The 26,681-nt window shown below is 74.2% G+C and carries 23 protein-coding genes; 9 read left to right on the top strand and 14 right to left on the bottom strand.

From position 1 onward, the window contains the following. Complete coding sequence (locus ACI79T_RS17235; protein ID WP_456611312.1) at positions 1 to 1,122, bottom strand: NDMA-dependent alcohol dehydrogenase; 1,122 nt, start codon at positions 1,120 to 1,122, stop codon at positions 1 to 3. Between the two features lie 356 nt (positions 1,123 to 1,478). On the opposite strand from ACI79T_RS17235, the gene ACI79T_RS17230 reads away from it, so the two are divergent. Both ACI79T_RS17230 and ACI79T_RS17225 read left to right on the top strand, forming a co-directional pair. Beyond that, positions 1,479 to 2,420: an alpha/beta hydrolase gene (locus tag ACI79T_RS17230; RefSeq protein ID WP_456611311.1), complete on the top strand. Its 942-nt coding sequence runs from the start codon at positions 1,479 to 1,481 to the stop codon at positions 2,418 to 2,420. A 67-nt stretch (positions 2,421 to 2,487) separates the two neighbouring features. Further along, the gene (locus ACI79T_RS17225; protein ID WP_456611310.1) at positions 2,488 to 4,158 is read left to right on the top strand and encodes a flavin-containing monooxygenase; all 1,671 of its coding nucleotides are present in this window, start codon (positions 2,488 to 2,490) and stop codon (positions 4,156 to 4,158) included. An 82-nt stretch (positions 4,159 to 4,240) separates the two neighbouring features. Here ACI79T_RS17225 and ACI79T_RS17220 read toward each other — a convergent pair whose 3' ends face one another. From ACI79T_RS17220 to ACI79T_RS17210, 3 genes are read right to left on the bottom strand one after another with little or no spacing between them, the layout of a single operon-like run. Next, entirely contained in the window at positions 4,241 to 5,068 is an 828-nt protein-coding gene (locus ACI79T_RS17220; RefSeq protein WP_456611309.1) for a mycofactocin-coupled SDR family oxidoreductase, read from the bottom strand. 48 nt (positions 5,069 to 5,116) lie between these two features. Next, a complete protein-coding gene (locus ACI79T_RS17215; protein WP_456611308.1) occupies positions 5,117 to 6,172 on the bottom strand; it encodes an LLM class flavin-dependent oxidoreductase in 1,056 nt (351 codons plus the stop codon). A gap of 32 nt (positions 6,173 to 6,204) precedes the next feature. Further along, positions 6,205 to 7,338, bottom strand: coding sequence for an acyl-CoA dehydrogenase family protein (locus ACI79T_RS17210; RefSeq protein ID WP_456611307.1), 1,134 nt, complete (start codon positions 7,336 to 7,338; stop codon positions 6,205 to 6,207). Between the two features lie 144 nt (positions 7,339 to 7,482). On the opposite strand from ACI79T_RS17210, the gene ACI79T_RS17205 reads away from it, so the two are divergent. From ACI79T_RS17205 to ACI79T_RS17195, 3 genes are read left to right on the top strand one after another with little or no spacing between them, the layout of a single operon-like run. After that, positions 7,483 to 8,676: a thiolase family protein gene (locus tag ACI79T_RS17205; protein WP_456611306.1), complete on the top strand. Its 1,194-nt coding sequence runs from the start codon at positions 7,483 to 7,485 to the stop codon at positions 8,674 to 8,676. Between the two features lie 2 nt (positions 8,677 to 8,678). After that, on the top strand, positions 8,679 to 9,443 hold the full coding sequence (locus ACI79T_RS17200) for an SDR family NAD(P)-dependent oxidoreductase (RefSeq protein WP_456611305.1): 765 nt from the start codon (positions 8,679 to 8,681) through the stop codon (positions 9,441 to 9,443). Continuing rightward, on the top strand, positions 9,440 to 10,222 hold the full coding sequence (locus ACI79T_RS17195; protein WP_456611304.1) for a crotonase/enoyl-CoA hydratase family protein: 783 nt from the start codon (positions 9,440 to 9,442) through the stop codon (positions 10,220 to 10,222). Before ACI79T_RS17200 ends, ACI79T_RS17195 begins: the two co-directional genes overlap by 4 nt. A gap of 21 nt (positions 10,223 to 10,243) precedes the next feature. Here ACI79T_RS17195 and ACI79T_RS17190 read toward each other — a convergent pair whose 3' ends face one another. The 4 genes from ACI79T_RS17190 to ACI79T_RS17175 form a co-directional block, all read right to left on the bottom strand. Beyond that, the gene (locus ACI79T_RS17190) at positions 10,244 to 10,999 is read right to left on the bottom strand and encodes a FadR/GntR family transcriptional regulator (RefSeq protein ID WP_456611303.1); all 756 of its coding nucleotides are present in this window, start codon (positions 10,997 to 10,999) and stop codon (positions 10,244 to 10,246) included. A gap of 91 nt (positions 11,000 to 11,090) precedes the next feature. Then, positions 11,091 to 11,396: a hypothetical protein gene (locus ACI79T_RS17185; RefSeq protein ID WP_456611302.1), complete on the bottom strand. Its 306-nt coding sequence runs from the start codon at positions 11,394 to 11,396 to the stop codon at positions 11,091 to 11,093. A gap of 81 nt (positions 11,397 to 11,477) precedes the next feature. Further along, on the bottom strand, positions 11,478 to 13,733 hold the full coding sequence (locus tag ACI79T_RS17180; protein WP_456611301.1) for a SpoIIE family protein phosphatase: 2,256 nt from the start codon (positions 13,731 to 13,733) through the stop codon (positions 11,478 to 11,480). Positions 13,734 to 13,752: 19 nt separating this feature from the next. Continuing rightward, a complete protein-coding gene (locus ACI79T_RS17175; RefSeq protein ID WP_456611300.1) occupies positions 13,753 to 14,553 on the bottom strand; it encodes an alpha/beta fold hydrolase in 801 nt (266 codons plus the stop codon). A gap of 255 nt (positions 14,554 to 14,808) precedes the next feature. Between ACI79T_RS17175 and ACI79T_RS17170 the strand changes: the two genes are divergently transcribed. Both ACI79T_RS17170 and ACI79T_RS17165 read left to right on the top strand, forming a co-directional pair. Beyond that, positions 14,809 to 15,570 (top strand): hemerythrin domain-containing protein, encoded by a 762-nt coding sequence (locus ACI79T_RS17170; RefSeq protein ID WP_456611299.1) that lies wholly within the window; start codon positions 14,809 to 14,811, stop codon positions 15,568 to 15,570. A gap of 322 nt (positions 15,571 to 15,892) precedes the next feature. Then, positions 15,893 to 18,214: a HelD family protein gene (locus ACI79T_RS17165; RefSeq protein WP_456611298.1), complete on the top strand. Its 2,322-nt coding sequence runs from the start codon at positions 15,893 to 15,895 to the stop codon at positions 18,212 to 18,214. Positions 18,215 to 18,297: 83 nt separating this feature from the next. On the opposite strand, the gene ACI79T_RS17160 is transcribed toward ACI79T_RS17165, so the two are convergent. The 3 genes from ACI79T_RS17160 to ACI79T_RS17150 form a co-directional block, all read right to left on the bottom strand. Beyond that, the gene (locus ACI79T_RS17160; protein ID WP_456611297.1) at positions 18,298 to 19,527 is read right to left on the bottom strand and encodes a cytochrome P450; all 1,230 of its coding nucleotides are present in this window, start codon (positions 19,525 to 19,527) and stop codon (positions 18,298 to 18,300) included. Between the two features lie 40 nt (positions 19,528 to 19,567). After that, complete coding sequence (locus tag ACI79T_RS17155) at positions 19,568 to 21,175, bottom strand: SIR2 family protein (protein WP_456611296.1); 1,608 nt, start codon at positions 21,173 to 21,175, stop codon at positions 19,568 to 19,570. 96 nt (positions 21,176 to 21,271) lie between these two features. Next, positions 21,272 to 21,934 carry a hypothetical protein gene (locus tag ACI79T_RS17150; RefSeq protein ID WP_456611295.1) on the bottom strand — a complete coding sequence of 221 codons (663 nt, stop codon included), beginning with the start codon at positions 21,932 to 21,934 and terminating at the stop codon, positions 21,272 to 21,274. 116 nt (positions 21,935 to 22,050) lie between these two features. On the opposite strand from ACI79T_RS17150, the gene ACI79T_RS17145 reads away from it, so the two are divergent. Both ACI79T_RS17145 and ACI79T_RS17140 read left to right on the top strand, forming a co-directional pair. Next, entirely contained in the window at positions 22,051 to 22,902 is an 852-nt protein-coding gene (locus ACI79T_RS17145) for a DUF1206 domain-containing protein (RefSeq protein ID WP_456611294.1), read from the top strand. Beyond that, complete coding sequence (locus ACI79T_RS17140; RefSeq protein ID WP_456611293.1) at positions 22,902 to 23,777, top strand: DUF1206 domain-containing protein; 876 nt, start codon at positions 22,902 to 22,904, stop codon at positions 23,775 to 23,777. Before ACI79T_RS17145 ends, ACI79T_RS17140 begins: the two co-directional genes overlap by 1 nt. Before the next feature lie 29 nt (positions 23,778 to 23,806). On the opposite strand, the gene fabG is transcribed toward ACI79T_RS17140, so the two are convergent. From fabG to ACI79T_RS17125, 3 genes are all read right to left on the bottom strand, one after another. Continuing rightward, entirely contained in the window at positions 23,807 to 24,577 is a 771-nt protein-coding gene (gene fabG / locus ACI79T_RS17135) for a 3-oxoacyl-ACP reductase FabG (RefSeq protein ID WP_456611292.1), read from the bottom strand. 86 nt (positions 24,578 to 24,663) lie between these two features. After that, a complete protein-coding gene (locus ACI79T_RS17130; protein WP_456611291.1) occupies positions 24,664 to 25,875 on the bottom strand; it encodes an acetyl-CoA C-acetyltransferase in 1,212 nt (403 codons plus the stop codon). 121 nt (positions 25,876 to 25,996) lie between these two features. After that, positions 25,997 to 26,401 (bottom strand): STAS domain-containing protein, encoded by a 405-nt coding sequence (locus ACI79T_RS17125; RefSeq protein ID WP_456611290.1) that lies wholly within the window; start codon positions 26,399 to 26,401, stop codon positions 25,997 to 25,999. Between the last annotated feature and the right edge of the window lie 280 nt (positions 26,402 to 26,681).

The following is a 26,681-nucleotide window of genomic DNA, read 5'->3' as shown; positions in this document are numbered from 1 at the left end:
TCAGTCGTCGAAGACGATGACGCCGCGGACGTTGGTGCCGTCGCGCATGTCGGCGAAGGCCTCGTTGATGTCCTCGAGCTTGTACGTCTTCGTGATCAGCTCGTCGAGCTTGAACTCCCCGCGCTGGTACATGTCGACGATGCGCGGGACGTCGAGCTGGGAGCGGGTCGAGCCGTAGAGGGTGCCCTGGAGCCGCTTGCCCGACATCGCGAAGGTGAACAGGTTGAAGTCCACCGAGGCCTGGAGCACGGGCGCGGCCGAGGTCAGCACGATGACGCCGCCGCGCCGGGTGAGCTGGTTGGCCTGCTCCACGATCTCGCCGTGCGCCACGCCGACGGTGATGATCACGCGGTCGGCGCCCTGACCGTTGGTCAGCTGGGCGACGAGGGGCGTGACCTCCTCGAACGAGGCGACCGAGTGGGTGGCGCCGAAGGTCTTCGCCAGGTCGCGCTTGGAGGCGACGGGGTCGACCGTCACGATGTTCCGTGCGCCGCGGTGCACGGCGCCCTGCACCGCGTTCATCCCCACGCCGCCCGTCCCGAGCACCACGACGGTGTCACCCAGCTCGATCTCGGCGGCGTAGACCGCCGAACCCCACCCGGTGGGGACGCCGCAGCCGATCAGCGACGCCTGCATCAGCGGCATCGCGGGATCGATCTTCACGACCGAGTCGACCGGGACGACGGCGTACGGCGCGAAGGTGCCGAGGTAGCTGAACGGGCCGACGCCCTTTCCGCGGGCGTGGATGCGGTGGGTGCCGTCGGGCGCCGTGCCCGCCAGCACCCCGGCGCCGAGCTCGCACATGTTGGCGTGGCCGGCGATGCACATCCGGCACTTGCCACAGGAGGGCAGGAAGGACAGGACGACGTGGTCGCCCTCCTGGATCCCGGTGACCTCCGGACCCACCTCGGTGACCACGCCGGCGCCCTCGTGGCCACCGATGATCGGCCCCCAGTCCAACGGGATGTCACCGGTGTCGACGTGGTCGTCGCTGTGGCAGATGCCCGAGGAGGTCAGCTTCACCATGACCTCGCGGCGCTTGGGCGGGTCGAGCTCGATCTCCTCGACACTCCACCCCGATCGGGTCCCGGGCTCCCACAGCAGTGCTCCGACGGTCTTCACGAACGACTCCTTCGCCTAGGGGCCGGGCGCGCGGATACGCCCCGGCTGCGTGTGGCGGTGCGGCACCGACGACCCCTTGGGACCGGCGGCGTGGGCGTGACGCTATTCACAACTCGTCGCCCAGAACAGGGTCCGTGCTAATCGTTCGCATGATTTGTGCCTGACTGCGCGGATCGCCGGACAGGTCTCACGCTGGGGGCGCATCTCGTCACCGTCCGTCAGCATCTGGCCGATCGGGCTCCGTCCGACACCCCGGTCGGGCCTTGTGTCCCTGCAGATGATGTGCCTAGTTTGTGGCCTCCATCACAGCCGGTCGGCAGTGTGGCCGCCCGGCGATCCGGCGGAAGGCGGAACCCATGGCGTTGGACGAAGCGACGACGGCCTTGCTCACCCAGCTGGCCGAGAGCGGCACCAAGCCACTGCACGAGATGACGCCCCAGGAGGCGCGCGGGCTCACGGCCGCACTGGGCGAGATGTACGGCCCCGGGCCGGAGATGCACCGTGCGGAACTGACCACCGCACCCGGGCCGGGCGGGACCGCGATCCCCCTCCAGGTGCTCGTGCCCGTCGAGCGGCCCCGCGGCGTGCTCGTCTACCTCCACGGCGGCGGCTGGGTGATCGGGGCCCTGCCGGAGTTCGAGACCCTCGGCCGGCAGCTCGCCGAGCGCACCGGCTGCGCGGTCGTCCTCGTCGACTACCGGATGGCACCGGAGCACCCCTACCCCGCTGCGGCGGACGACGCCTGGGCAGGCGTCCAGTGGGTCGACGCCCACCTGGAGGAGATCGCGGGATCGCGCGTGCCGCTGATCGTCGCCGGGGACAGCGCGGGCGGCAACCTGGCGGCGATCGTGGCGCTGAAGGCCCGCGACGCCGGCGGCCCCGACATCGCGATGCAGGTCCTCGTGTACCCGGTCACCGACTGCGACCTGGACAACGACTCCTACCGCGACCCGGCCAACCAGCTCATGCTCAGCCGGGAGTCGATGGTGTGGTTCTGGGACCTCTACGCCCCCGAGCACGCGATGCGGCAGAACCCCGACGCCTGCCCGTCCAAGGCCGGCGACCTCTCCGGCCTGCCGCCGGCCGTCGTCCTGACCGCTGAGCACGACGTGCTCCGCCAGGAGGGCGAGGAGTACGCCGAGGCGCTGCGCGCCGCCGGGGTGCCGGTGGAATCCCGCCGCTTCGAGGGCCAGATGCACGGCTTCTTCACGATGGTCAACGTGCTCCCGGGGAGTGCCGCCGGGATCGACTACGTCGCGCAGGCCGTCGACCGCCAGCTCACCGCCCGGACCGCCTGAACCGACCGATCACCCGGGTGCGGGCGACGTCGTCCGCCCCGGGCCCTCCGAGGGGAGAGGAACCCCGATGACCCAGACAGCAGCACGACCGGCTCCGGCCGGGGGCACGAACGAGCGATCCGTCGACGCGGTGGTGGTGGGTGCCGGGCTCTCCGGCCTGTACCTGCTGCACGAGCTGCGCGGCCGCGGCCTGACGGTCCAGGTCTTCGAGGCCGGCGACGGCGTCGGCGGGACGTGGTTCTGGAACCGCTACCCCGGAGCCCGCGTCGACGTGAAGAGCATGGACTACAGCTACTCCTTCGACCCTGCACTGGAGCAGGAGTGGGAGTGGACGGAGAAGTACCCCCCGCAGGACGAGCTGCTCCGCTACATCAACCACGTCGCCGACCGCTACGACCTGCGCCGCGACATCCAGCTCGAGACCCGGGTGACCGAGGCGGTGTTCGACGAGGAGTCCGAGCGCTGGATGGTGCGCACCGATCGCGGTGACCAGGTGTCCGCCCAGCACCTCGTCATGGCCACCGGCTGCCTGTCGGCCTCCAAGGTGCCCGAGGTGCCCGGGCTGGACACCTTCACCGGCCGCTGGTACCACACCGGGCACTGGCCGAAGGAGGGCGTGGACTTCACCGGGCAGCGGGTCGGCGTGGTCGGCACCGGGTCCTCCGGGGTGCAGGCCATCCCGCTGATCGCCGAGCAGGCCGCCGAGCTGACGGTGTTCCAGCGGACGGCGAACTTCGTGCTGCCGGCGCGCAACCACCCGATCGACCCGGAGCACCAGCGGTCGGTCAAGGCCCGCTACGACGAGGTCCGGCAGGGCGCCCGTGAATCGGCGTTCGGCATCGCGGGCACCACGCCGACCAGGTCGGCCCTCGAGGTCAGCCCGGAGGAGCGCGAGTCCCGGTACTCCTACGTCTGGTACGACGAGGACAACAACCTCGTCGACATGCTCACCAGCTACACCGACATGATCACGAGCAAGGACGCCAACGACACCGCGGCGCAGTTCGTCCGCGACCGGATCGCCGAGATCGTCGACGACCCGGAGGTCGCCCGGCTGCTGCAGCCCACCGACCACCCGTTCGGCACCAAGCGCCCGTGCCTGGGGACGAACTACTACGAGACGTTCAACCTGCCGCACGTACGGCTGGTCGACGTGCGCAAGGACCCGATCGTGGAGATCACGCCCAAGGGACTCCGGACGGCGGTGGAGGAGTTCGAGTTCGACGCGCTGGTGTTCGCCACCGGTTTCGACGCGATGACCGGCGCGCTGACCGCGGTCGACATCGTCGGGAGGAACGGCGTCCGGCTCAAGGAGAAGTGGGCGGCCGGGCCGCGCACCTACCTCGGCATCCAGGTGGCCGGCTTCCCGAACCTCTTCACCATCACCGGCCCGGGCAGCCCGTCGGTGCTGTCGAACATGATGACCTCGATCGAGCAGCACGTGGTGTGGACGGCGGACGCCATCACCGCCCTCCGCGCCGAGGGCCTCGCCACGATGGAGCCGACGGTCGAGGCCGAGGACGCCTGGACGCAGCACGTGGACGAAGCGGGGCACATGACCCTGTACCCGACGGCCAACTCCTGGTACATGGGCGACAACGTGCCCGGCAAGCCCCGGGTGTTCATGCCCTACATCGGCGGGGTGGGCGCCTACCGGCAGAAGTGCGACGAGGTCGCGGCGAACGGCTACGAGGGCTTCGTCCGCACCCGGCCCCGGGTGGCCGTCGCGGCCGGCTGACAGCGGGCGACGGAGGGGGCGGGCGCCGAACGCGCCCACCCCCTCCGTTCCGCCGGCCGGACGGGGCGCCGCCCGCCGGGCATCAGATGAGCAGCGTGCCCATGTCGACCGGCAGGGCCGTGCCGGTCACGTACTTCGCCTCGTCGGAGAGCAGGAAGAGCACGCCGTCGGAGATGTCCCCGGGCTCGACCGGGCCGCGCTCCATCACGTTGGCCATCCACCCGGGGGGCGCATCCGCCAGCAGGTCGTTGCTGAAGAACTCGTTGGCGATCATCGGCGTGTTCACCCCGGCCGGGATGATGGTGTTGACCCGGATGCCGTGCTTCCCCAGCGCCATCGCGTAGTTCCGCATCAGCGCCAGGACGCCGGCCTTGGCCGCGCCGTAGGCCATGTGCCCGGGGTTGAGCATCTCGGTCTTGTAGGCGACCCCGCGGAAGGTCGACGTGGACCCGGTGATGACGATGGCGCCGCCGTTCCCCCGCTCCACCATCCCGGGGGTGACCGCCCGCAGCGTGTAGAAGACGCCGGAGAGGTTGGTCGCAATCGTGTCGTGCCAGGCGCTCATCCGCTGGGCGTGCGGGCCGGTCGAGGGCAGGATCCCGGCGTTGGCGCAGACCAGGTCGACGTGCCCGAAGCGCTCCTCCGCCTGCGCGACGGCGGCGTCGACCTGCCCCTCCTCGCGGACGTCGCCGACGATGCCCAGGAACTCGCGCCCGTGGTCGCGCACCATCTTCTCGGTCTCGGCCAGGTCCTCCGGCGTCGACATCGCGTACTGCACCGAGTCGAACTGCCGGGCGACGTCGACGACGACGACGTCGGCCCCCTCGGCGGCCAGCCGCACCGCGTGCGAACGCCCCTGCCCCCGGGCACCCCCGGTGACGAACGCGACCTTCCCCTCGAACCGACCCATGACTCCTCCTGGTGGACTGCTGCTGCTGACGGTGGGACGTGCGGGCGCTCAGGCCCCGGCGGACGGCGCGGCGGGCACGGGCTCGGGCTGCGGGGTGGGCAGCGCCCGGATGGCCGGGATGACCTCCTTGCCCAGCCGCTCGATGGCCGCGATCGTGTCGTCGGCGCTCATCGACGGCCACTGCGGCCGCAGCAGCAGCGGGTCCACCGGGAACCGGGTGCACAGCTCGGTGAGCTCGGCGATGACCTCGGCGTCGCTGCCCAGCACGGCGTGCTCGCCGACGGTCGCCAGGAAGTCCTTCTCCAGGTCGGCGGCGCTGCCCGCGTACGCCATGCCCTTCTGCGCGTAGCTCAGGTACTTGCCCTTGGCGACCCGGGCGTACTCGACGATCGCCTCCTCCCGCGAGCCGGCCACGAGGACGTTGCGACGCAGCGGCTGGGGGCCGAACGGCTTGCCGCGCGCGGCGAAGCCCTCCCGGACGACGTCGAACCGCTCGGCGATCTCCTCGGGGGTCGCCTCCGGCGTCACCGGGTAGGCGTCGCCGATCCGGCCGGCCCGCCGGGCCCCGGCGATGCTCTGCGCCCCGATCCAGATCGGCGGGTGCGGCTGCTGCACCGGCTTCAGGTGCGGGCGCACGCCCTCGAGCTGCCAGAACCGGCCGGAGTGGGTGACCTCGTCCTCGGTCCAGAGCCGCTTGACCACCTCGATGATCTCGTCCATCCGGGGCGCGCGTTCCTTGAACGGGATGCCGAGGTAGTCGAACTCCTCGGGCCGGTAGCCGATGCCGGCCCCGAAGATCAGCCGCCCCTCCGTGACGACGTCGAGGGTCGCCAGCTCCTCGGCCAGCATCACCGGGTGGTACAGCGGGGCGATCATGATCTGGGTGACCAGCCGGGTCTGCGGATCGCACTCGGCGGCCAGCCGGGCCAGCAGCGGCACCGGCTGCAGCCAGCGCAGCTCCCCGTAGAGGAAGTGCTGGCCGATGGCGATGTGCGTCATCCCGTTCCGCTGCGCCGCCTCGACGATCCGCCGGACGTCGGCGAACTGCTGGGCGGGGCTGACGGACGTGGGGACGTCGGAGAGCAGCATGCCGACGGCGACCATGGCGGGGCCTCTTTCTCTGGGTCGGGGGGACGTCAGCCGCGCGCGGGGCGGGTGAGCGTCTTGGCCAGCTGGCCGAGGAGGACCTCGTTGCCGCCCTCGTAGATGCGCATCGGGCGCGCGTTGCGGTACAGCCGCTCGATCGTCGAGCCGGTGACCACGCCGAAGCGGCCCATCATCTGCACGCACCGGTCGGCGACCCGGCCGGCGGTCTCGGTGGCCGCGACCTTGGCCATCGACGACCAGTGCAGGGCGCCCATCGGGTCGGCCGCGGCCCGGGTGGCGGCCGCGTAGGTCAGCAGGCGGGCCTGCTCGATCTCCATCCAGCAGGTGCCCAGCATCTGCGGCATCGGGCCGAGCCGGGCGAGCGTGCTGCCGAACTGCTCCCGGCCCGTGGTGTGCGCGACCGCCTCGTCCAGGGCCGCCTGGGCCAGGCCGACCGCGGAACCGGCGACCGAGACCCGGAAGGTCGCCAGGGTCTGCAGGACCATCGGGAAGGCCTGGCCCGGCAGGCCGACCCGGGAGTCCAGCGGCACGCGGACGTCCTCCAGGACCACCTCGCCGATGATGTGCGGCGCGATGAGGCCCGGTCCGGGCACCACCCGCACGCCGGGGGTGTCGGCCGGGACGAAGACCAGCGAGTACCCGTCGCCCTCCTTGGCCAGGATGCTGTAGAAGTGCGCCGCGCCGGCGTTGGTGATGAACGACTTGTGCCCGTTCAGCACCAGCTCGCCGTCGCGCTCGACGACCGTGGTGCTGATCGACTTGAGGTCGGACCCGACGTCGGGCTCGGTGAGCCCGAGCGCGGCGATGGCGTCGAGGGAGACCACGCGGGGCAGCCACTCCCGCTGGATGCGCTCGCTGGCACCGACGGCCAGGGCGTAGCTGCCGATCCCCTGCATCGCGAACAGCGAGTCCAGGTGGGCCGACACCCCGCCGAACGCCTCCCGGACGACGGTGACGGCGAGGGAGTCCACCTGCTCGGAGACCCCGCCGTGCGCGGCCGGCACCGTCAACCCGGCGAGACCGCTCTCCCGCAGCGCGGCCAGCATCCCCGGGTGGACGTCGAGGGCCTCGTCGGCCTCCCCGGCCTGGTCCCGCACCTTCTCCCCCACCGCCTGCGCCCGCCGGCGCAGCTCCTGGTGGTGATCGGGCAGATCGAACGACATTCGCGGGTCCTCTCCCAGACACGATCCCGGCCTCGCTGCGAGGATCGACCCCACCGCGGCTCCGGCCCCGGTCGGTGTATCCATGTTATTGGTGTTCATGGTTATTGTGTCAACGCCCACATCCGGATCCGAGAGGACGCTCCCATGCCTCCAGCCGTCATCGTCGACGCCGTCCGCAGCCCGATGGGCCGCGGGAAGGCCGGAGGCGCCCTGTCCGGCCTGCACCCGGTGGACCTGCTCGCCCAGGTCCTGACCGCGCTGGCCGAGCGCAGCGACCTGGACCCCGCCACGATCGACGACGTCCTGGTCGGCTGCGTCGGCCAGAACGGCGAGCAGTCGGCCACCCCCGGGCGCCAGGCGGTCCTCGCGGCCGGCTGGCCCGAGTCGGTCCCGTCGGTGACAATCGAGCGCAAGTGCGGCTCCGGCCAGCAGGCCCTCGACTTCGCCGTGCAGGGCGTGCTCGCCGGCGCCTACGACATCGCGGTGGCGGCCGGCGTCGAGTCGATGAGCCGGGTGCCGATGGGCTCGGCCCGCGGGGACGCCGACCCGCACGGGCCCCGGGTGGCGCAGCGGTACGCACCCGGCCTGGTGCCCCAGGGCATCTCCGCCGAGCTGGTCGCGCAGAAGTGGGGCCTGTCCCGCGAGCAGCTGGACACCTACGCCGTCACCTCGCACCTGCGCGCCGCCGAGGCCACCGCGTCGGGCGCGTTCGACCGGGAGCTGGTGGCGATCACCACCCCCGACGGCGTGGTCGCCACGGACGAGACGATCCGGCCCGGGTCGACCGTCGAGAAGCTGGGCGCGCTCAAGCCCGCCTTCGCGACCAGCCCGCACGCGCCCCGCTTCCCCGACCTCGACTGGAAGATCACCGCGGGCAACTCCTCGCAGCTGACCGACGGCGCCGCCGCCCTGCTCGTCATGAGCGAGGAGCGTGCCGCCGCGCTCGGGCTCACCCCACGGGCACGCATCGTGGCCACCGCCGTCACCGGCGACGACCCGCTGTTCATGCTGACCGGACCGATCCCCGCGACGCACAAGGTGCTCGCCCGCTCCGGCATGTCGATCGACGACATGGCCGCCGTCGAGGTCAACGAGGCGTTCGCCTCCGTGCCCCTGGCCTTCCAGGCGGAGTTCGGCGTCCCGGACGCCACGCTGAACCCGCGCGGCGGCGGCATCGCGCTCGGCCACCCGCTGGGCGCCTCGGGCACCCGCCTGGCCACCACGCTCCTCGCGTACCTCGAGGACACCGGGGGCCGTTACGGGCTGCAGACGATGTGCGAGGCCGGCGGCATGGCCAACGCCCTGATCCTCGAGAACCTCTCCGCCGGAAGGAACTGACCATGGACGTCACCACCGGATCCGCCGTCGTCACGGGCGGGGCCTCCGGGCTCGCCCTGGCCACCGCCCGCCGCCTGGTCGAGAAGGGCGTGCCCACCGTCCTGGTCGACCTGCCGACCTCCGCGGGCGCGGAGGTCGCCGCCGAGCTGGGCGGGCAGACCCGCTTCGTCGCCGCCGACGTCACCGACCCCGAGGCGGTCGCCGCCGCCGTCGAGGCCGCCGACGAGCTGGCCCCCCTGCGCACCCTGGTGCACTGCGCCGGGCGCGGCGGCGCCATGCGCGTCGTGGACAAGGAGGGCCGGCCCGGCGATCTCGCGTTCTACGAGGAGATCGTCCGGATCAACCTGATCGGCACCTTCAACGTGCTCAGCCAGGCGGCCGCCAGGATGGCCGCCCACGAACCCGTCGACGGCGAACGTGGCGTCTGCGTGCTCACCGCCTCGGTGGCCGCGTGGGAGGGGCAGATCGGGCAGCTGCCCTACGCCTCGGCGAAGGCCGGCATCGTCGGCCTGACGCTGGTCGCCGCCCGCGACCTGGCCAGCAAGCTGATCCGGGTCACGACGATCGCCCCCGGCACGTTCGACACCCCGATCCTCGCTCGCCTGCCCCAGAACGTCCGCGACTCCCTCGGTGAGATGACGCCGCACCCGCGGCGGCTCGGGCAGCCGGACGAGTTCGCCCGCCTGGCGATGGCGATCATCGACAACCCGATGCTCAACGGCGAGACCGTCCGGCTCGACGGCGCGATCCGGATGCAGCCGAAGTGAGCGGCCCGGAGACCGGCGGGCCCGAGGTCCTGGTCGAGCGGCAGGGCGCCGTGCTCGTCGTGACGATCAACCGCCCGAGGGCGAAGAACTCCATCAACACCGCCGCCGCCGAGCGCATCGGCGCGGCCATGGAGCAGCTCGACACCGACGACAGCCTGTTCGTCGGGGTGATCACCGGGGCGGGCGGCGTCTTCAGCGCGGGCATGGACCTGAAGGCGTTCCTCGCCGGCGAGAAGCCCGCCGTGCCCGGCCGCGGGTTCGCCGGCCTCGTCGAACGCCCGCCGTCGACCCCGCTCATCGCCGCGGTCGAGGGCCCGGCGCTGGCCGGTGGGTTCGAGATCGCCCTGGCCTGCGACCTGATCGTCGCGGCCGAGGACGCCTCCTTCGGCCTGCCGGAGGTCAAGCGCGGCCTGCTCGCCGGCGGCGGCGGCCTGCTCCGCCTGCCGGCGAAGGCCGGCCTGCCGAAGGCGACCGAGTGGGCGCTCACCGGTGACCGGGTCACCGCCGCGGAGGCGCACGCCGCGGGGGTCGTGAACCGGCTGGTCCCGGCCGGGCAGGCGCTGACCGCCGCCCTCGAGCTCGCCCGGCAGATCGCCGGGAACGGACCGCTGGCGGTGCAGGGCACCAAGCGCATCCTGTCCGAGGGGGGCGAGTGGCCGGCCCGGGAGGCGTTCGCCCGGCAGTGGGAGATCTACGCGCCGATCCGGTCCTCCGCCGACGCGAAGGAGGGGGCGCTGGCCTTCACCGAGAAGCGCGCCCCGAGGTGGCAGGGCCGCTGACCGGCCCCACCGGCACCGCGGCTACTTCCAGTCGATGACCTGGTCCATCATCTGCGGGTGCCGCGTCCGCACCCAGTCGGCGTACTCCTGCATGTGCTCGTGCATCAGCCGCTCCGCCTCGTCGGTGTGCCCGCCGGCGATCGCCTCCGCGATCGCCGTGTGCACGTCGAGGACGTGCCGGCGCTCCTCCAGAGGTGACAGGGCACCGCTGACCTGGTCGCGGAAGATGTCCTCCAGCGCCATGCTCATCAGGTTCAGCACCGGGTTGCCCGAGAGCCCCGCGACCCCCCGGTGGAAGTCGTTGGTCGCCTCGAAGTAGGCCGTGTCGTCCTCCGACCGGACGGCGTCGGGGCCCCGGAGTCCCGTGAGGTCCTGGGCCCGCCGCTCCGCGGCCAGCCGCGCCATCAGCGGCTCGAGCACCAGCCGGGCCTCGAGCAGCTGGTGGAAGGTCATGCCGCCCAGGTGGAAGAAGAGCGTGGACATGCGCCCGTAGTCGCGGGTGCCGACCTCGATCACCATCGGCCCGCCGTTGCGGCCGGGTTTCATGGTGATCAGACCGTGCACCTCCAGGATTCGCAGCGCCTCCCGCAGGGACCCCCGGCCGACCCCGTAGTCCTCGAGCATCTGCGCTTCCGAGGAGAGCAGCGTGCCCGGTCGGAGCTTCCGGGACACGATCTCGTGGACGATCTCCTGCGCGAGTGCCTCGGCGACCTTGGCGCCCCGCTTGATCGGACGAGGGGACGAGCCGTCCTCCCGAGGACGTGCACTGGTGAGCATTCTTCCCAGCGTAGTAGCTCTGCGCAGGGTTTTGGTGACGGCCGTCGGCTCCTCCCTCTCAGGTGGCAGCCCGGTGCCGGTGGGGACGCGGTCAGTCCTCCGGCGCGTCCTCCGGACCCGCCCCGCGGGTGAGCTGGCGCAGCTCGGTGACGACGTCGGTGGCCACCGTGCCCAGCGACGTCAGCGCGCCGGTCACCAACCGGCGGACCCCCGGCACGTCCAGCCCCAGCGCCGCCCCGCTCCCGGACCCCGCCTCCAGCCCGGCGAGCTCCCCGGAGGCCGGCCCCCGCTCGGCCAGTTCGGGCGACCAGCGCATGGCGTCCCCGGACAGCGACCAGTCACCGGTCGCACCGTCCATCGCCTCGGTGAGCGGGTTCGAACGAGCCGACGAGTCCATGGCCGCCTCCTGCCGGGTCGGCTCCATGGTGACCCGAAACGGCGGTGGCCGGAAGCGGTCACCGCCCCCGAGTTGCCGCCGTCAGAGGCGGGTCAGCGCCAGCAGCGCGATGTCGTCGGCCCGGTGCACCCCGGTCAGCTCGGCGAGCAGCCGGTCGCACAGCTCCTCGGGGTCCGCGGTGCACGAGCGCGCCGCCACCTCCAGCAGCCGGGCCAGCCCCGCGTCGATGTCGGCTCCCCGGCTCTCCACCAGCCCGTCGGTGAACAGCAGCAGCGTCGCGCCCACCGGCAGCACGCCGGTCCACTCCTCCGCCGGCGCCGGGGGCGCGCCGAGCATGCGGGTCGGCCGCACCGGCAGGTACTCCGCCGAGCCCGCCGTGCACATCAGCGGCGGCAGGTGCCCGGCCGACGCGACGCGCAGCTCGCCCGTCGCCGGGTCCAGCGTCGCGAACAGCGCCGTCGCCATCCGCTGCAGCTCGAACAGGTCCCAGTTGTGCTGCAGCCGGTCGATCAGCACGGCGGGCGGAGGCCGGTCGGCCGACATCGCCCGGGTCACGCTGCGCAGCTGCCCCATCGTCGCGGCGGCCGTGATGTCGTGACCGACGACGTCGCCGACCACCAGCGCGACCTGGTCCCCGGGCAGCCGGAGGACGTCGTAGAAGTCGCCCCCGACGTCGACCCCCTGGGTGGCCGCGACGTAGCGCACCGCCGTCGCCAGCTGAGGCAGCCGCGGGGGCGACGGGGGCAGCAGGCTGGCCTGCAGCGTGTGCGACGTCCGCTCCTCGAACTCGAACCGCTGCACCTTGTCGACCACCTGCGCCAGGTGCAGCGCCAGCTGCTCGGCGACGTCGACGTCGGCCGCGGTGAACGGGTGCCGGCGCCGGTCGGCCGCGAGCGTCACCACGCCCAGCCGGCGGCCCTCGACGATCATCGGCACGCTGACCAGCCCGGTCAGCTCCAGCCGCCGGGCGACGTCCCGGGCCGCGCTGTCGACGGTGATCGCCTCGAACAGCGCCCGGGCCTCCCGCACGTCGCGCACCCACTGCGTCCGGCCCTCCCGCAGCGCCCGGGCGGACGGGTGCACCGGGGAGCGCTGCGGCAGCTGGCTCTCCCGCAGCCGGTCCAGCCACGGCTGGCGGTCCGGGTCGCGGTGCCGTGCGACGGGGCGGGTCATCCCGTGCTCGGTGACCAGGTCGACCACGCACACGTCGGCCAGCCCCGACACCACCAGCCCGGCCAGCCGCTCGACGGTCTCGGTCACGTCCGCCGCGTCGGCCATGAGCCGGGAGGCCTCCAGCAGGAACGCCGACCGTTCCCCCTGCTGGCGGGTCTCCTCGTGCAACCGCACCCGCTCCAGCGCCTGACCGGCCTGCCGGCCCAGCGTCCACAGCAGGTCCACCTCGGCCGGGGTCAGCGGCTGGTGCCGCCCCGGCTCCTCCAGGCTGATCAGGTCACCGCGGGCCGGCACCCCTCGCGCGAGCACCAGCACGCCCAGGCGCTTGGAGTCGGCCGACACCGGGACGACCACCAGGTCGGTCAGCCCGTCGGCCGCCATCGTCGCCGCCAGCTGCGGCTGGTCGGCGCGGAGCCGGGCGTCGAGCACGATCGAGCGCAGCCCCTGGGCCAGCTCCAGCGCCAGCCGGCTGCCGGCCGCCTCGCGCAGCCGCCGCAGCAGCTCCTTGGACAGGCCCTCCGAGCGCACCGGGCGCAGCGCGGGCAGCTCCTGCCAGTCGTCGGCCTCGCCGTCGACCATCACCAGCGCCGCGCCGCTGGCCCGCATCGCCGCCCGCCCGCGCTGCACGATCACCGTCGCGACGTCCTCGGGGGTCGTCGCGGCCGCCAGGTCGAACACGACCTTCTGCACCACCCGCGACCGGGCCTCCGACTCCTCGGCCAGCCGCTGCGCCGCCAGGAGCTCGCGCTCGTACCGGCGGCGCGCGGTCGCCTCGAACAGCGTCGCGCGCACCAGCAGCGGCGCGCCGTCGTCGTCGCGCACCTCGACGGCGTTGAGCAGGCAGGGCAGCAGCGTGCCGTCGATCCGGGTGATGTCGATCGCGATCTCGCGCACCGCACCCTGCATGCGCAGCAGCGGGACCAGGTGCGTCTCGTAGAAGACCCGTCCGCCCACGCTGAGCAGGTCGTGGATCCGGCTGCCGAGCAGGTCGGCCGGCAGCCGGCCGGTCCAGGCGCAGAACGTCCGGTTGGCCTTCACGATCCGGCCGTCGGGCAACGTGGACAGGTAGCCCATCGGCGCGTTCTCGTACAGGTCGGCCGGATCCTCGTCGAGCAGGCGGTTCAGCCGGCTCGCCGGGTCACGCCCCTCCTCGGGGCCGGTCACGCCGCACCGCCCCGGGCGGTCACGGCGTCAGGAACGCGCGGATGGCGGCCGTCGTCTCCTCCGGCGCGGACAGCTGGGGCACGTGACCGCTGGCCCGCATGCGCACCAGCACGCTGCCGGGGATCGCGCGGTGCACGTACTCGCCCACCACGTCCGGCGCGATCGCGTCGGCGCTGCACTGCAGCACCAGCGTGGGGACGTCGATCCCGCACAGGTCGGCCCGGTTGTCCGACAGGAACGTGACCCGTGCGAACTGCCGGGCGATGTGCGGGGCGGTGCGGCAGAAGCTGTTCGTGAGCTCCTCCGCCAGTTCGGGCCGCTCCGGGTTGCCCATGATCACCGGTGCCATCTGCGCCGACCAGCCGAGGTGGTTGCTGTCCAGCGCGTCGAGCAGCCCCACGATGTCGCTGCGGCTGAACCCCCCGACGTAGTCGCCCTCGTCGATGTACCGCGGGCTCGGCCCCACCATCACCTGCGCCCCGAACAGCTCCGGCGCCCGGTGGTAGGCCAGCACCCCGATCATCGCGCTGACCGAGTGCCCCACGAAGACGACGTCGGAGAGCTCCAGCTCGCGGCAGAGCTCGATGACGTCGGAGGCGTACCCCTGCAGCGAGCCGTACTTCTCGGGGTCGTACGCCGACAGGTCCGATCCCCCGGAGCCGACGTGGTCGAACAGCACCACCCGGTGGTCGACGGCGAAGTCGGGGGCGACCAGGCGCCACAGGGTCTGGTCGCAGCCGAAGCCGTGGGCGAAGACCATCGGCCGCCCCTCCGCGGGACCGATGACGCTCACCCGGTTGCGTGCCACGACGCTGCCCACCCAGCCGACCGTAGCCGAACGGGAGCCCGCTGTCGTCGATCTCCGCGATCCCCGCGGAACCGGATCGCGCCCACGCCCGTCACCGTCGGTGCGCCCCGCGGCACGGACCGCCGCGCGCCGCCGGAGCGGCCTCCGGACGCCTCCCCGTCCGCCGGAAACCGCTGTCGGCAGCGCGCCGGGTGCCCCTACCCTCCGCCGCATCACGCTCCGGCCCGTCCGGAGCACCTGCCCGAGCCGCCGAACGAGGTGCGCACCATGACCGCTGCCGCGGTCCGCTCCCCCGCCGTGACCATCCCCTCGCCCCGGCGCGCCGCCGAACCCGCTGCGGCCGCCACACCGACCCGGCCCGCCGGCCGTGCGGCCACCTACCAGCGCGTGCTGCACCAGCTCGTGCGCCGCGAGCTGCGCACCCTGGCCGACGTCGCCACCTGGGCGCCCGACGGCGAGTGCGCCCGCACCGGGACCCTCACCTGCCACGCCGGGCTGCTGGCCCGGGTGCTCCTGCACCACCACGCCGTGGAACGGGAGTCGGTGTGGCCGGCGCTGCTGCGGGCCACCCCCGGGGCCGCGCGTCCCGCCGTCGCGGCCACCGTCGCCGAGTGGACGCGGTCCTGCTCGCGGATCGACGCCGCGCTCCGGGACCTGGACACCGCCGCGCGTCAGTGGACCGTGTGCGGCAGCGGGCGGGCCCGCGACGGCTTCGCCCTGACCTGCCGGCGGCTGGCCGACGACGTCGCCGCGCAGACCGCCGCGGAGGAGGCGACCCTCCTCCCCCTGCTCGACCGGTACCTGACCGACGCCGACTGGGCCGCGATCATCCGGACCGCCCGCTGCGGGCTCTCCGGGCGCCAGCAGCTGCTGGTGCTCGGCCTCGCGCTGGAGGACGCCTGCGCCGGTGACCGCGCCCGCCTGCTCGCCGGGGTGCCGCGCTCGACCCGGCTGGCCTGGCGCCTCTACGGCGGGGGCCGGTACCGCGCCGCCGTCGTGCGGCTGCGCGGCGCCCCGCCCGCCGCCTGAGCGGCATCCCCCCGCGTCAGCGGTTGCAGCTCGGCCTCAGCGTCCGTCGCTCAGTAGCGGGAGGTCCCGCACTCGCGGCAGCGCTTGCGCGGGGTCACCGCCTGCCCCTGGCAGTTGTCGCAGACCCAGGTGGTCCGTTCCTTCGTGGTGGTGCTCATGGCTGCCCCCTCGGAAGTGTGTGCTTCCGACGGTAGGGAGCGCGGATGTCCCCGAGGTGACGCCGAAGTTGCCTTTGGGCGGAGGCTCACAGCCCGCCTGCGTGCCCGGCGAGGCCGCGCGGACGATAGTTGTCCGCCGGATCTGACGACGGAAGCGACGGGCATTGACGACAGCACGACAGGCAGCGACGCAGGACGCCGACCTCGCAGCGGAGCAGACCTACGTCACCGGCCTGCACCAGCGGCTCGACGAGGTGCGGGCGCGCACCGTCACCCGCCTGCAGGAGGCGCTGGCGACCGTCCCGCACAACCCGCAGGCGATCGGCGAGCGGGAGGCGGCGGTCGAGCTGCACTCCCAGCGGATCGTCGCTCTCGACGCGGCCGACAGCGGGCTCTGCTTCGGCCGGCTGGACCGGCACGACAGCGAGGTGGCGCGCTACATCGGCCGGATCGGGCTGAACGCCGACGACGGCCGGGAGGAGCCGCTGCTGGTCGACTGGCGCGCCCCGGCGGCCCAGCCCTTCTACACGGCCACGCCGCTGCACGACCTCGGTGTCCGGCGACGCCGGCACCTCCGCACCCGCGGCCGCACGGTCGTGAGCCTCACCGACGAGACCCTGGACCTCACCGATCCCGAGCTCGCCCAGCGGTCGGGGCTGGCCGGGGAGTCGGTGCTGCTGGCCGCGCTCAACGCCACCCGCACCGGCCGGATGAACGACATCGTGCGCACCATCCAGGCCGAGCAGGACAGGATCATCCGGGCCGACCACCGCGGCGTGCTCGTCGTGCAGGGCGGGCCCGGCACCGGGAAGACGGCGGTCGCGCTGCACCGCGCCGCCTACCTGCTCTACACGCACCGGGAGCGGCTGGCCCGCAGCGGGCTGCTCGTCGTCGGCCCCTCCCCGACCTTCCTCACCTACATCGCCGACGTGCTGCCCTCCCTCGGCGAGACCGGCGTGGTGCTCACCGACCTCGGTGGGCTGCGGCCCGGTCTTCAGGCGCACGCCCCCGAGCGGCCGGAGGTGACCGTCGTGAAGGGTCGGCTGGCGATGGTCGGCGTCGTCACCGCCGCGCTCCGCGACCGGCAGGCCGTGCTCGACGGGCCGGCGCTGCTGACCATCGACGGGACGCCGCTGCGCGTCACCAAGGCCGACGCCGCGCGCGCCCGCAGCCGCGCACGGGCCGCGTCCCGGCTGCACAACGAGGCCCGGCCGGCGTTCGCGCACGCGCTCATCGACCTGGTCGCCCGCAAGTACGCCGCCAAGCTGGGCGAGAACGTGCTGGGCGGCGGCAACCTGCTCGAGGAGGGCGACGTCGCCGCGCTGCGCCGCGAGGTGGCCGCCGAGCCCGCCGTCCACGCGCTGATCGACCGGCTCTGGCCCCGGCTCACCGCCGAGCGGCTGCTGCGCGACCTGTTCGCCTCGCGCCGGCGGCTGGCGGCGGCGACCCGGGGGTGGTCCGACGCGGACCGCGAGCTGCTGCTCCGACCGCCGTCCGCGCCGTGGACCCCGGCCGACGTCCCGCTGCTGGAGGAGGCCGACGAGCTGCTGGGCGTCGACGACAGCGCGCAGCGGTCCGCCGACCGCCGGGAGCGGCAGCGCCGGCTCCGGGACGCCCAGGAGACGCTGGACCTGCTGCACGGGTCCCGCTCCACCGACTGGGAGACCGAGGACGAGTCAGAGGAGCTCTCCGCCGGCGACCTGCTCGACGCCGAGGGGCTGGCCGAGCGGCAGGAGGTCTCCGACCACCGGTCGACCGCCCAGCGCGCCGCGGCCGACCGCACCTGGACCTACGGGCACGTCATCGTCGACGAGGCGCAGGAGCTGTCGGCCATGGCCTGGCGGGTGCTGCTGCGCCGATGCCCCACCCGGTCGATGACGCTGGTCGGCGACGTGGCGCAGACCGGCTCGGCCGCCGGCGCGTCCAGCTGGGCAGAGGTGCTCGAGCCGGCGCTCGGGCCCCGGGACCTGCGCGGGTGGCGGCTGGAGGAGCTGACCGTCAACTACCGCACCCCCGCGGAGATCATGGACGTCGCCGCCGAGGTGCTCGCCGCGGGCGGGGCGGCCACGTCGGCGGCCCGGTCGGTGCGCTCGACCGGCGAGCGGCCGTGGTCCCGCGAGGTGCCCGAGGGCGAGCTGGTCGCCGCGGTCGCGGCCGCCGCCGCCGAGCTCGACGCCGCAGAGGGCACTCTCGGCGTCGTCGTCCCGCGCAGCCGGGTCGACGCGGTCACCGCCGCCGTGCGCGCCGCCGTCCCGTCGGCATCGGCCGACGGCGACCTCACCACGGGCCCGGTCGTCCTCACCCCCGAGGGCAGCAAGGGCCTGGAGTTCGACTCCGTGCTCGTCGCCGACCCCGTCGGGATCCTCACCGAGGGGGTGCGCGGCCACAACGACCTCTACGTGGCCCTCACCCGCGCCACCCAGCGGCTCGGCGTCGTCCACGCCGGTGGGCTGCCCCCGGAGCTGAAGGGCCTCGACCCGCGCTGAGCGGCCGGCCCCGGAGGTGTTCTGCGGGCAGTCGGTCCCTGCCCAGCCAGGGTGGGCAGAGACCGACTGCCGGGCGACCCCCCTCAGGCCCGGCCGCGCACCTGCAGGACGACGCCGCTGGCCGGCCGGGCCGGGATGCGGTGCAGGGCGATGGTGAGGTCCTGCTCGGGCACCTCGTAGTCCAGCCGGGCCAGCTCCGCCGCGAGCGCTGCGAGCAGCGCCACGGTGATCTGCTCCCCCGGGCAGCGGTGGTTGGTGCGCGGATCGCCACCGCCCTGGGGCACCAGCTCGAACTCGCCGATCTTCCGGTCGAGGAACCGCTCGGGGCGGAACGCGTACGGGGTGTCCCAGAGCTCCGGGTCGTGGTTCTGCCCGTACAGGTCCAGCAGCACCATGGCGTGCTCGGGGATCCGCCGGCCGTCGAACTCGATCTCCTGCGGGGCCCGGCCGCCGATGAACGGGGCGAACGGGTAGAAGCGCCGGACCTCGTGCGCCCACGCCTCCGCGAACGCCGGGTCGCCGCTCGCCAGCCGCTCGCGGTGCTCCGGCCAGCGCACCAGCGCGTGCCCGGAGAAGGCCATGAACCAGGCGACCGCCGTCGTCGGCCGGATGATGTTGAGCAGCTCCACGGCGGCCACGTGCGGGGGCAGCTGGGTGCCGTCGGCGTCCCGGTGCCGCGACACGACGTCGACCGCGGTGCCCTCCTCGACCACGGCCCGGCCGCTGCGCACGTCGCCCACCAGCTGGGACAGCCACTTCTCCCGGCGGCCGCGCGCCCGGCGGGCCCGGAAGTGCCGTGGTCCGCCGGTGGCGAATCCGTCGACCATCGCGATCAGGTCCCGCGCGAGGCCGGCCACCTCGTCGTCGCGCACCGGGATCCCGGTCCAGCGGGTCACCGATCCGGCGATCACCCGGCTCGCCTCGTCGAAGACGACGATCTCCGGCCGGTCCGGCCACTCCCGGGCTGCCTCGCGCCAGGCCGCCGTCGCCTCCTGCACCAGGGCGGCGATCCCGTCCTCGCGCATGAGCAGCGCGACGAACATCGCCTTCCGCACCCGGTGCATCTCACCGTCGAGGGTGTGCACCGCGCCCTTGCCGAACAGCGTGCCCTGCACCGGCTCCGGGATGGCGTGCGAGCGGCGCACGTGGTCCTCGTCGTAGAGGAACCGGGCGGCGTCGGGGCCCTCGATGCCGTACGCGGGCATCCCGCCGAGCCGGGTCGCGACCGTGCGGCCGCCCGCGCGGCGCCGCTCGTCGGGCAGCCACGCGTAGCCCTTCGCCAGCAACTTCAGGCCGTTCTCGAGTCGAGGCATGCGGGTCTGCCTGCCCAGCGGATGCCGCGGGCAACCGTGGTCAGCCCGGCCGCTGCTCCTGCGTGCGGTCGTCGCGGGGCCGGCTGGCGGTGTCCGGCGGCGGGTCCTCGCCGTCGGCGGCGGAGCTGCCGTGGCCCAGCCGGCGGAGCAGCCCGGCGACCTCCAGCGCGGCGGTGGAGGACGCGTCGTCCGGGAGCGCGTCCGCCACGCCCCGCAGCGCTCCGGCCAGCGTGCGCTCCTCGTCGTTGAGCAGACCCCGGTAGGCCGGGTCCAGCAGGTAGCCGGTGGGCGGGGTGGAGAGGCAGCCGATGAGGTCCAGCAGCACCTCCAGCCGGCGCGCGGCCTCCGCCGGCTCCGCGTCGGCGGGGCTCATCGCCACCGTCTCGACGTCCTGCTCCCACAGGCGGGCTCGGGCCGGGTCCTCCCGCAGCGCCAGCACCGTGCCGGTGCGCCGGGCGGTGCCGGGCCCCTGGGTCTGCAGCGCGGTGCGCACCTGGTGGGCGATCCGGATCAGGTCGTCGTCCAGCATCGAGGTGCCCACGAACAGCACGTGCCGGGTGAGCAGCAGCGAGTGAAGCACCCCCGCCAGTGCCGCGCCCTGGGTGCCGAACTGCAGGTACTCCTCCCGGGTCAGCACCACGCTCTCCGGGTGGGCGGCGTCCCCGTGCAGCTTCAGCAGCCACGGCGCCCCGGGACGCGCCTCCTCGTACGGCAGCACCGTCACCTGCCGGCCGATGTCGGCGGCGGCCAGCTCCACCAGCGGGTCGTAGTTGGTGGTCACGAACTCCTGCACCGGCAGGTCGGCGATCAGCGCGTGCGCCAGCGCGTACGACCCGGGGCCGAACCGCTCGGCGACGAACGCCTCCAGCTCCGCCGTCCCCAGCTCCCGCGCCAGCAGCGCGGCCGAGTCCTGCGGGGGGAGCCGGGACAGCCCCTCGCGCAGCCCGTCGTCCAGCCCGGAGCGGGTGGCCAGCTCGTCGACCAGTTCCGGCCACGTCGGCAGCCCCGCCGCCGCGCTCACGCCGGCGCCGATGAACAGCGCGAGCTGCCCCCGGCGGGCCCGCTCCCCCAGGTCCTCGGCCAGCTCCCGCAGGTGCCCGGGGAGATCCCAGCCGCCGTCCTCGCCGCGGCGTACCCGCTGGGCGGCGGCCAGGTCGCTCGGCCCGCGGAGCACCAGGGCGACGTCGAAGCCGTGCTCGTCGGCGGCGTCCCGCAGCACCGGCAGCAGCTGCTGCAGCAGCGCCCCGCGCTGACCCGCGGCGCCGCCCCAGCCGGTGCCCAGCGCGGGCAGCCCGACGAGCCGCCGCGCCCGGCCGTGCGCCGGCTCGGGCACCTCGCGCCGGGCGACCGCGGCCAGCGCCTCACGCGCGCCCTCGAGCAGCCAGGGCAGCCCGCGCCCGCCGTCGTCGACGGTGTCGACCAGCCAGGCCCGCCGGGAGCCGTCCCCGGGGACCTCCAGCACCCGCTCGTCGCCGGACCACGACATGCCGACGCAGTCGCCTTCGGCCTGCCGGTCGGTGATCAGCTCGTCGGGGAACAGCGGCCGCCAGCTGCGGGCGACCCGCAGGGAGCGGTCGGTGGGCACCAGCACGTCGTCGCAGGAGAGCCGGGTGAGGTCCGCCCCCACGACGAACACGTGTCCACCCACGCCCCGCCCCTTACCCAGGGCCCGGCGGATATGCGGCACCGGTCCGGCGGTCCACCGGGGAAGGCCCGTGGGTGAGGCGGTCAGGCGGCAGCGCGGTCAGGAACCGCAGCCGCCGGCGCCGCAGGCGCAGCCGCCGCAGCCGGAGCGCACCGGCTCCGGCGCGGGCGCGGCGGCGACCGTGCGCAGGTTCACCGCGCCGATCAGCAGCGGGATGCCGAGGACGGCGACGGCCAGGGCGGCGACGACGGTCGCCACGTCGGCGGCCCGGTCCCAGTCCTGCGCCAGGCCGGTGACGACGAGCAGCCCGGTGACCAGCACCGACCAGACGAGCAGCGCCTGCCCCCCGCGCCGGGCGGCGCCCCCGCGGCCCAGCAGACCCGCCGAGGTGGCCAGCAGCAGCACCGGGACGCCGACGAGCAGCACCGTCGCCGACAGCGACGCCGAGGCGACCGCCACGACCAGCCCGGCGGCGCCGGCCGCGACGGCGACCGTGCCCAGCGACCGGGCCCGGCCGGCCGGCTCGCGGTCCAGCGCACCCGTGCGGGCGGCACTCAGCAGCGCCGCGCCGCGCACCGCCAGGACGAGCCCCAGCCCGCCGAGCAGCAGCCGGGCACCGGCGTCGTCCCACACCACCGCGATCACCGCGACGGCGATCATCCCGACGCCGAGGGCCAGCCAGCGCGGCCACGTGCGCCGGGCCACCTCCGGGGTCGCCATGCCCACCGTGCCGGCCGAGAGGATTCCGGTTCCGTTCGCCACGCCGCCAGTGTCCCTCACCCGTGCCACCGCTCGGGGAGGCACCGGACGGACGTGCGTGCCACGCTGATCATCTCCGCGCTCCGTGCGGCCAGGAACCAGGTCAGGAGGCACTCGGGATGAGCGTGCAGGGCAGCGCCCGGTCGGCGGCGGGCACGGCGAAGCAGGCCGGGGACAGCGACGGCCTCGAGCACCTGGCCCGCGTCGGGCTGATCGCCTACGGGCTGGTGCACCTGCTCATCGCCTGGCTGGCGCTCCAGCTGGCGTGGGGCACCAGCAGCGCCCAGGCCGACCAGTCCGGCGCGCTGGCCACCCTCGCCCAGCAGCCGCTCGGCGAGCCGCTGCTCTGGGTGCTCACCGTCGGGCTGGTCGCGCTCGCCCTCTGGCAGGCCGCGGAGATCCTCCGCTGGCGGCACGGGCTGACCGCGTCGGGGGACCGCCGGAAGCAGGCGCTGGTGCGGACCGGCAAGGCGGTCGCCAAGACCCTCATCTACCTCGCGGTCGCGGTGCTCGCGTTCCGCTACGCCAGCGGCACCGGGCAGAGCAGCAGCTCGAGCACCCCGCAGCAGACCGCGGCCGGCGTCTTCGGCTGGCCCGGCGGGCGGTGGCTGGTCGGCGCGATCGGGCTGGTGGTCGTGGGCGTCGGCGCCTACCACGTCTACAAGGGCCTCTCGAAGCGCTTCCTCAAGGAGATCGACCTCGTCGGCTGCTCGGCCGGGATCACCCGGGTGGTCACCCGGCTGGGCCAGGTCGGCTTCCCCGGCAAGGGCGTCGCCCTGGGCCTGATCGGCGGGCTGCTCGTCTGGTCCGCGGTCACCTTCGACGCGTCCAGGGCCGACGGCCTCGACGGCGCCCTGCACCTGGTGCTCGGCGCCCCCGCCGGGCAGGTGCTGCTCACGCTGATCGCTCTGGGCATCGCGGCGTTCGGCGCCTTCTGCTTCGTCCGCGCGCGCTTCCCCGAACGGACCTGATGCCGCCGGCGTCCTCCGCGCGGGCCCTGGTGCACCGGCTGCACGAGCTGGTCGACCGGGTCCGCCGGGTCACCGACCACCCGGTGCTCACCCACCTGGCCCGTGCGGGCCTGATCGCCTACGGGGCGATGCACCTGCTCATCGGCGTGCTGGCCCTGCGCATGGCGATGGGCCTGCGTGGCGCGGACGCCGACCAGACCGGCGCGCTGCTCACCGTCGCCGGTGGGCCCGGCGGACGGCTGCTGCTGGTCGCGATCGGGCTGGGCATGCTCTCGCTGGCCGTCTGGCAGGCCGCCGAGGTGCTGCTCTGGTGGCACGGGCTGCTGGACCCCGCCCACCGGGTGCACACCGCCGTCGTCTGCGCCAAGTGCCTGGCCAAGGGCGCGGTGTACGGGTTCCTCGGGATCACCGCGCTGCTGTTCGCCGTCGGCCTCGAGTACGAGGCCGACGAGCGGCTGCGCGGGCTCACCGAGGAGACGCTGTTGGTCCCCGGCGGGATGCTGCTCGTCTGCGGGGTCGCGGCCGGGGTGGTGGCCGTCGGGATCTACACGTTCGTGCGCGGCTGCACCGGAGGTTTCATGCGCGACATCGACCTGCCCGCGGCCCCCGACCGCTGGGAACCGGTGATCGAGGTGCTCGGGCGGATCGGCTACCTGGCGAAGGGCATCGCCTTCGGGCTCGTCGGTGTCCTGCTGTGGCGCGCAGCCACCTCGCACGACGTCTCCACCGCCACCGGCCTGGACGGCGCGATGACGGCGATCGCCGGGGTCGGTGCCGGGCCGTGGCTGCTGACCGGGGTCGCGGCCGGGTTCGGCGCGTTCGGGGTCTACGCCCTCGCCCGCGCGCGGTACCCCGACCGCGACCCGTCGTCCTAACTCGCCGTCGTCCTGGCTGCCCTCTCGACCTAGGCCTTGGGGCCGCCGGCGACGTAGATGACCTGGCCGGAGACGAAGCCGGCGCCCTCGCTGACGAGGAACGAGACGGTGTGCGCGATGTCCTCCGGCTGGCCGGCCCGGGCGACCGGGATCGCCGCCGCGCGCTTGGCCACGTAGGGCTCCCACTCCTCACCGATCCGCTCGGCGGTCGCCTTCGTCATGTCGGTGGCGATGAACCCCGGGGCGATCGAGTTCGCGGTGACACCGAACTTGCCCAGCTCGATGGCGAGGGTCTTGGTGAAGCCCTGCAGGCCGGCCTTGGCGGTCGCGTAGTTGGCCTGCCCGCGGTTGCCCAGCGCGGAGGTGCTGGACAGGTTCACGATCCGACCCCACTTCTGGTCGATCATGTGCTTCTGCGTCGCGCGGGTCATGAGGAACGAGCCGCGCAGATGCACGTGCATGACGACGTCCCAGTCGGCGTCGCTCATCTTGAACAGCATGTTGTCGCGGGTGACCCCGGCGTTGTTCACGAGGACGACCGGCGGGCCGAGCTCCGCGGCGATCCGGTCGACGGCCGCCTGCACCTGCTCGGCGTCGCCGACGTCGGCGCCGACGGCGAGCGCGCGACCGCCGGCGGCCTCGATCGCCTCGACCGTGCCACGGGCGTCGTCCTCCTTGAGGTCGATCACCGCGACGGCGAAGCCGTCGGCGGCCAGCCGCTGGGCGGTGGCGGCACCGATGCCGCGGGCGGCGCCGGTGACGATCGCGACGCGGGGGGAACCGTTCGGGGGCGTGGACATACGGGCTCCTGTCTCGGAGGGACGGGCGCGGCCCCGGTGCCGGGGCCCGCCGCGAGGGTGCGAGTGGTGGGCAGCGGGGTCCTCGGTCAGACCCGCTCGAACAGCGCGGCGAGGCCCTGGCCGCCGCCGATGCACATGGTCTCCAGGCCGTAGCGGGCACCGCGGCGGTCCATCTCGCGCAGCAGCGTGGCGAGGATGCGGCCACCGGTCGCGCCGACGGGGTGGCCCAGCGAGATGCCGGAGCCGTTCACGTTGGTGCGCTCCCAGTCGGAGTCGGTGAAGCCCCACTCCTTGGCGACGGCGAGCACCTGGCTGGCGAAGGCCTCGTTGAGCTCGATCAGGTCGACGTCGGCGAGCTTCACGTCGGCGAGGGCGAGCGCCTTCGCCGTCGCCGGGACCGGGCCGATGCCCATGGTCTTCGGGGGCACGCCGCCCACGCCGAACGACACCAGGCGGGCCAGCGGGCGCAGGCCGAGCTCGGCGGCCTTCTCCGGGTGCGTGACGATCGCGACCGCGGCGCCGTCGTTCTGGCCGGAGGCGTTGCCGGCGGTGACGGTCGCGTCGGGGTCGTTCTTGCCCAGGATCGGACGCAGCTTCGCGAGGGTCTCGACGTTCGAGTCGGGGCGGATGTGCTCGTCGCGGTCGACGACCGTCTCGCCCTTCCGGTGCTTCACCGTCACCGGGACGATCTCGTCGGCGAACCGGCCCTCGGCGGTGGCCGCGGCGGCGCGCTGGTGGCTGCGGACGGCGTACTCGTCCTGCTCCTCGCGGCCGATCCCGTACTCGCGCCGGACGTTCTCCGCGGTCTCCAGCATCCCGCCGGGCACGGGGTGGTTCTGGCCGCCGGCGGTGACGCGGCCGCGGGCCAGCCCGTCCTCCAGCAGCACGCCGGGCCCGGGCTTGACGCCCCAGCGCATGGCGGTCGAGTAGAAGGGCGCGTTGCTCATGGACTCGGCGCCACCGGCCAGGACGACGTCGGAGGCGCCGGACTGCACCTGCATCGCCGCGTAGACGACCGCCTGGAGGCCCGAGCCGCAGCGCCGGTCGACCTGCAGACCGGAGGCGGTCACCGGCAGGCCGGCGTCGAGGGCGGCGACCCGGCCGAGGGCCGGTGCGTCCATCGTCGGGTAGCAGTGCCCGAGCAGCACGTCGTCCACCGCCTCCGGCGGCAGGCCGGTGCGCTCCATGAGCGCCCGGATGACCGTGGCGGCCAGCTCCTGGACGGGGACGTCGCGCAGCGAGCCCCCGAATCCGCCGACCGGCGTCCGCAGGGGCTCGCAGATGACCGCTTCCCGCACGTGGTCCTCCTCGTTCGTCCGCTCTCGGCGCACGGCTGTGGCCGGCGCAACACCCCGAGTCTGCCGCGCGGACGCGCGTCCCGCGCCCCCGGGCCCTCCGGTCGGCCGGGCGAGGAACGGGTCAGGAGGCGGCGGGGCCGATCTGCTCGCCGCCGAGCATGTCCCAGAGGCCGGTGATCTGCAGCGGCCGGATCACCGCGCGGGTGGCGGCGAGGACCCGGAGCCGACCACCGGCGGCCACCGCCCGCCGGTGCGTGGCCGCCAGGGCGCACAGGCCCGCGGAGTCGAGGAAGGTGACGGCGGTCAGGTCGACGACGATCTCCTGCGGCGCGGCGTCGACCAGCCGGTCGAGGACGGCGCGGACCTGCGGAGCCGAGGTGCAGTCGATCTCCCCGGCGGCGGTCAGCCGCGGGCGGGAGGCGGCGCCGGACACCTCGAGGGTGACCAGCGCGGGGTCGGGGAGGTCGAGCCCGGCCGTGGCGAGGGTGGCGGTGGTGAAGGAGCGGTCGAGCGAGGAAGCGGTCACGGGTTGCCTCTCGGGGCGAGTACCGGACCAGTGAGCCTGTGCATACGAACGACACGACGACCAGCACTGGCGTGGCACGGCTGCTGTTGAACCGCTGCTCCGACCGTAGGGACCGGGGACCTCGCACGCAAGGGTCTCCGGTCGTCCGGCGCAGGCTGACGCGCCGCCGACCGCTGGAACCTGACCGGGTAATGCCGGCGTAGGGAGCGTCTCGTGAACACATCCGCCACCGTCCACCCTTCCGGTGCGTCCGGGGACGCACCGCTCACCCTGTCCGAGC

Source organism: Blastococcus sp. SYSU DS0619 (assembly GCF_054051035.1).
Note: the sequence above shows the minus strand (reverse complement) of the source record. Positions and strands in the feature narration are given on the sequence as shown.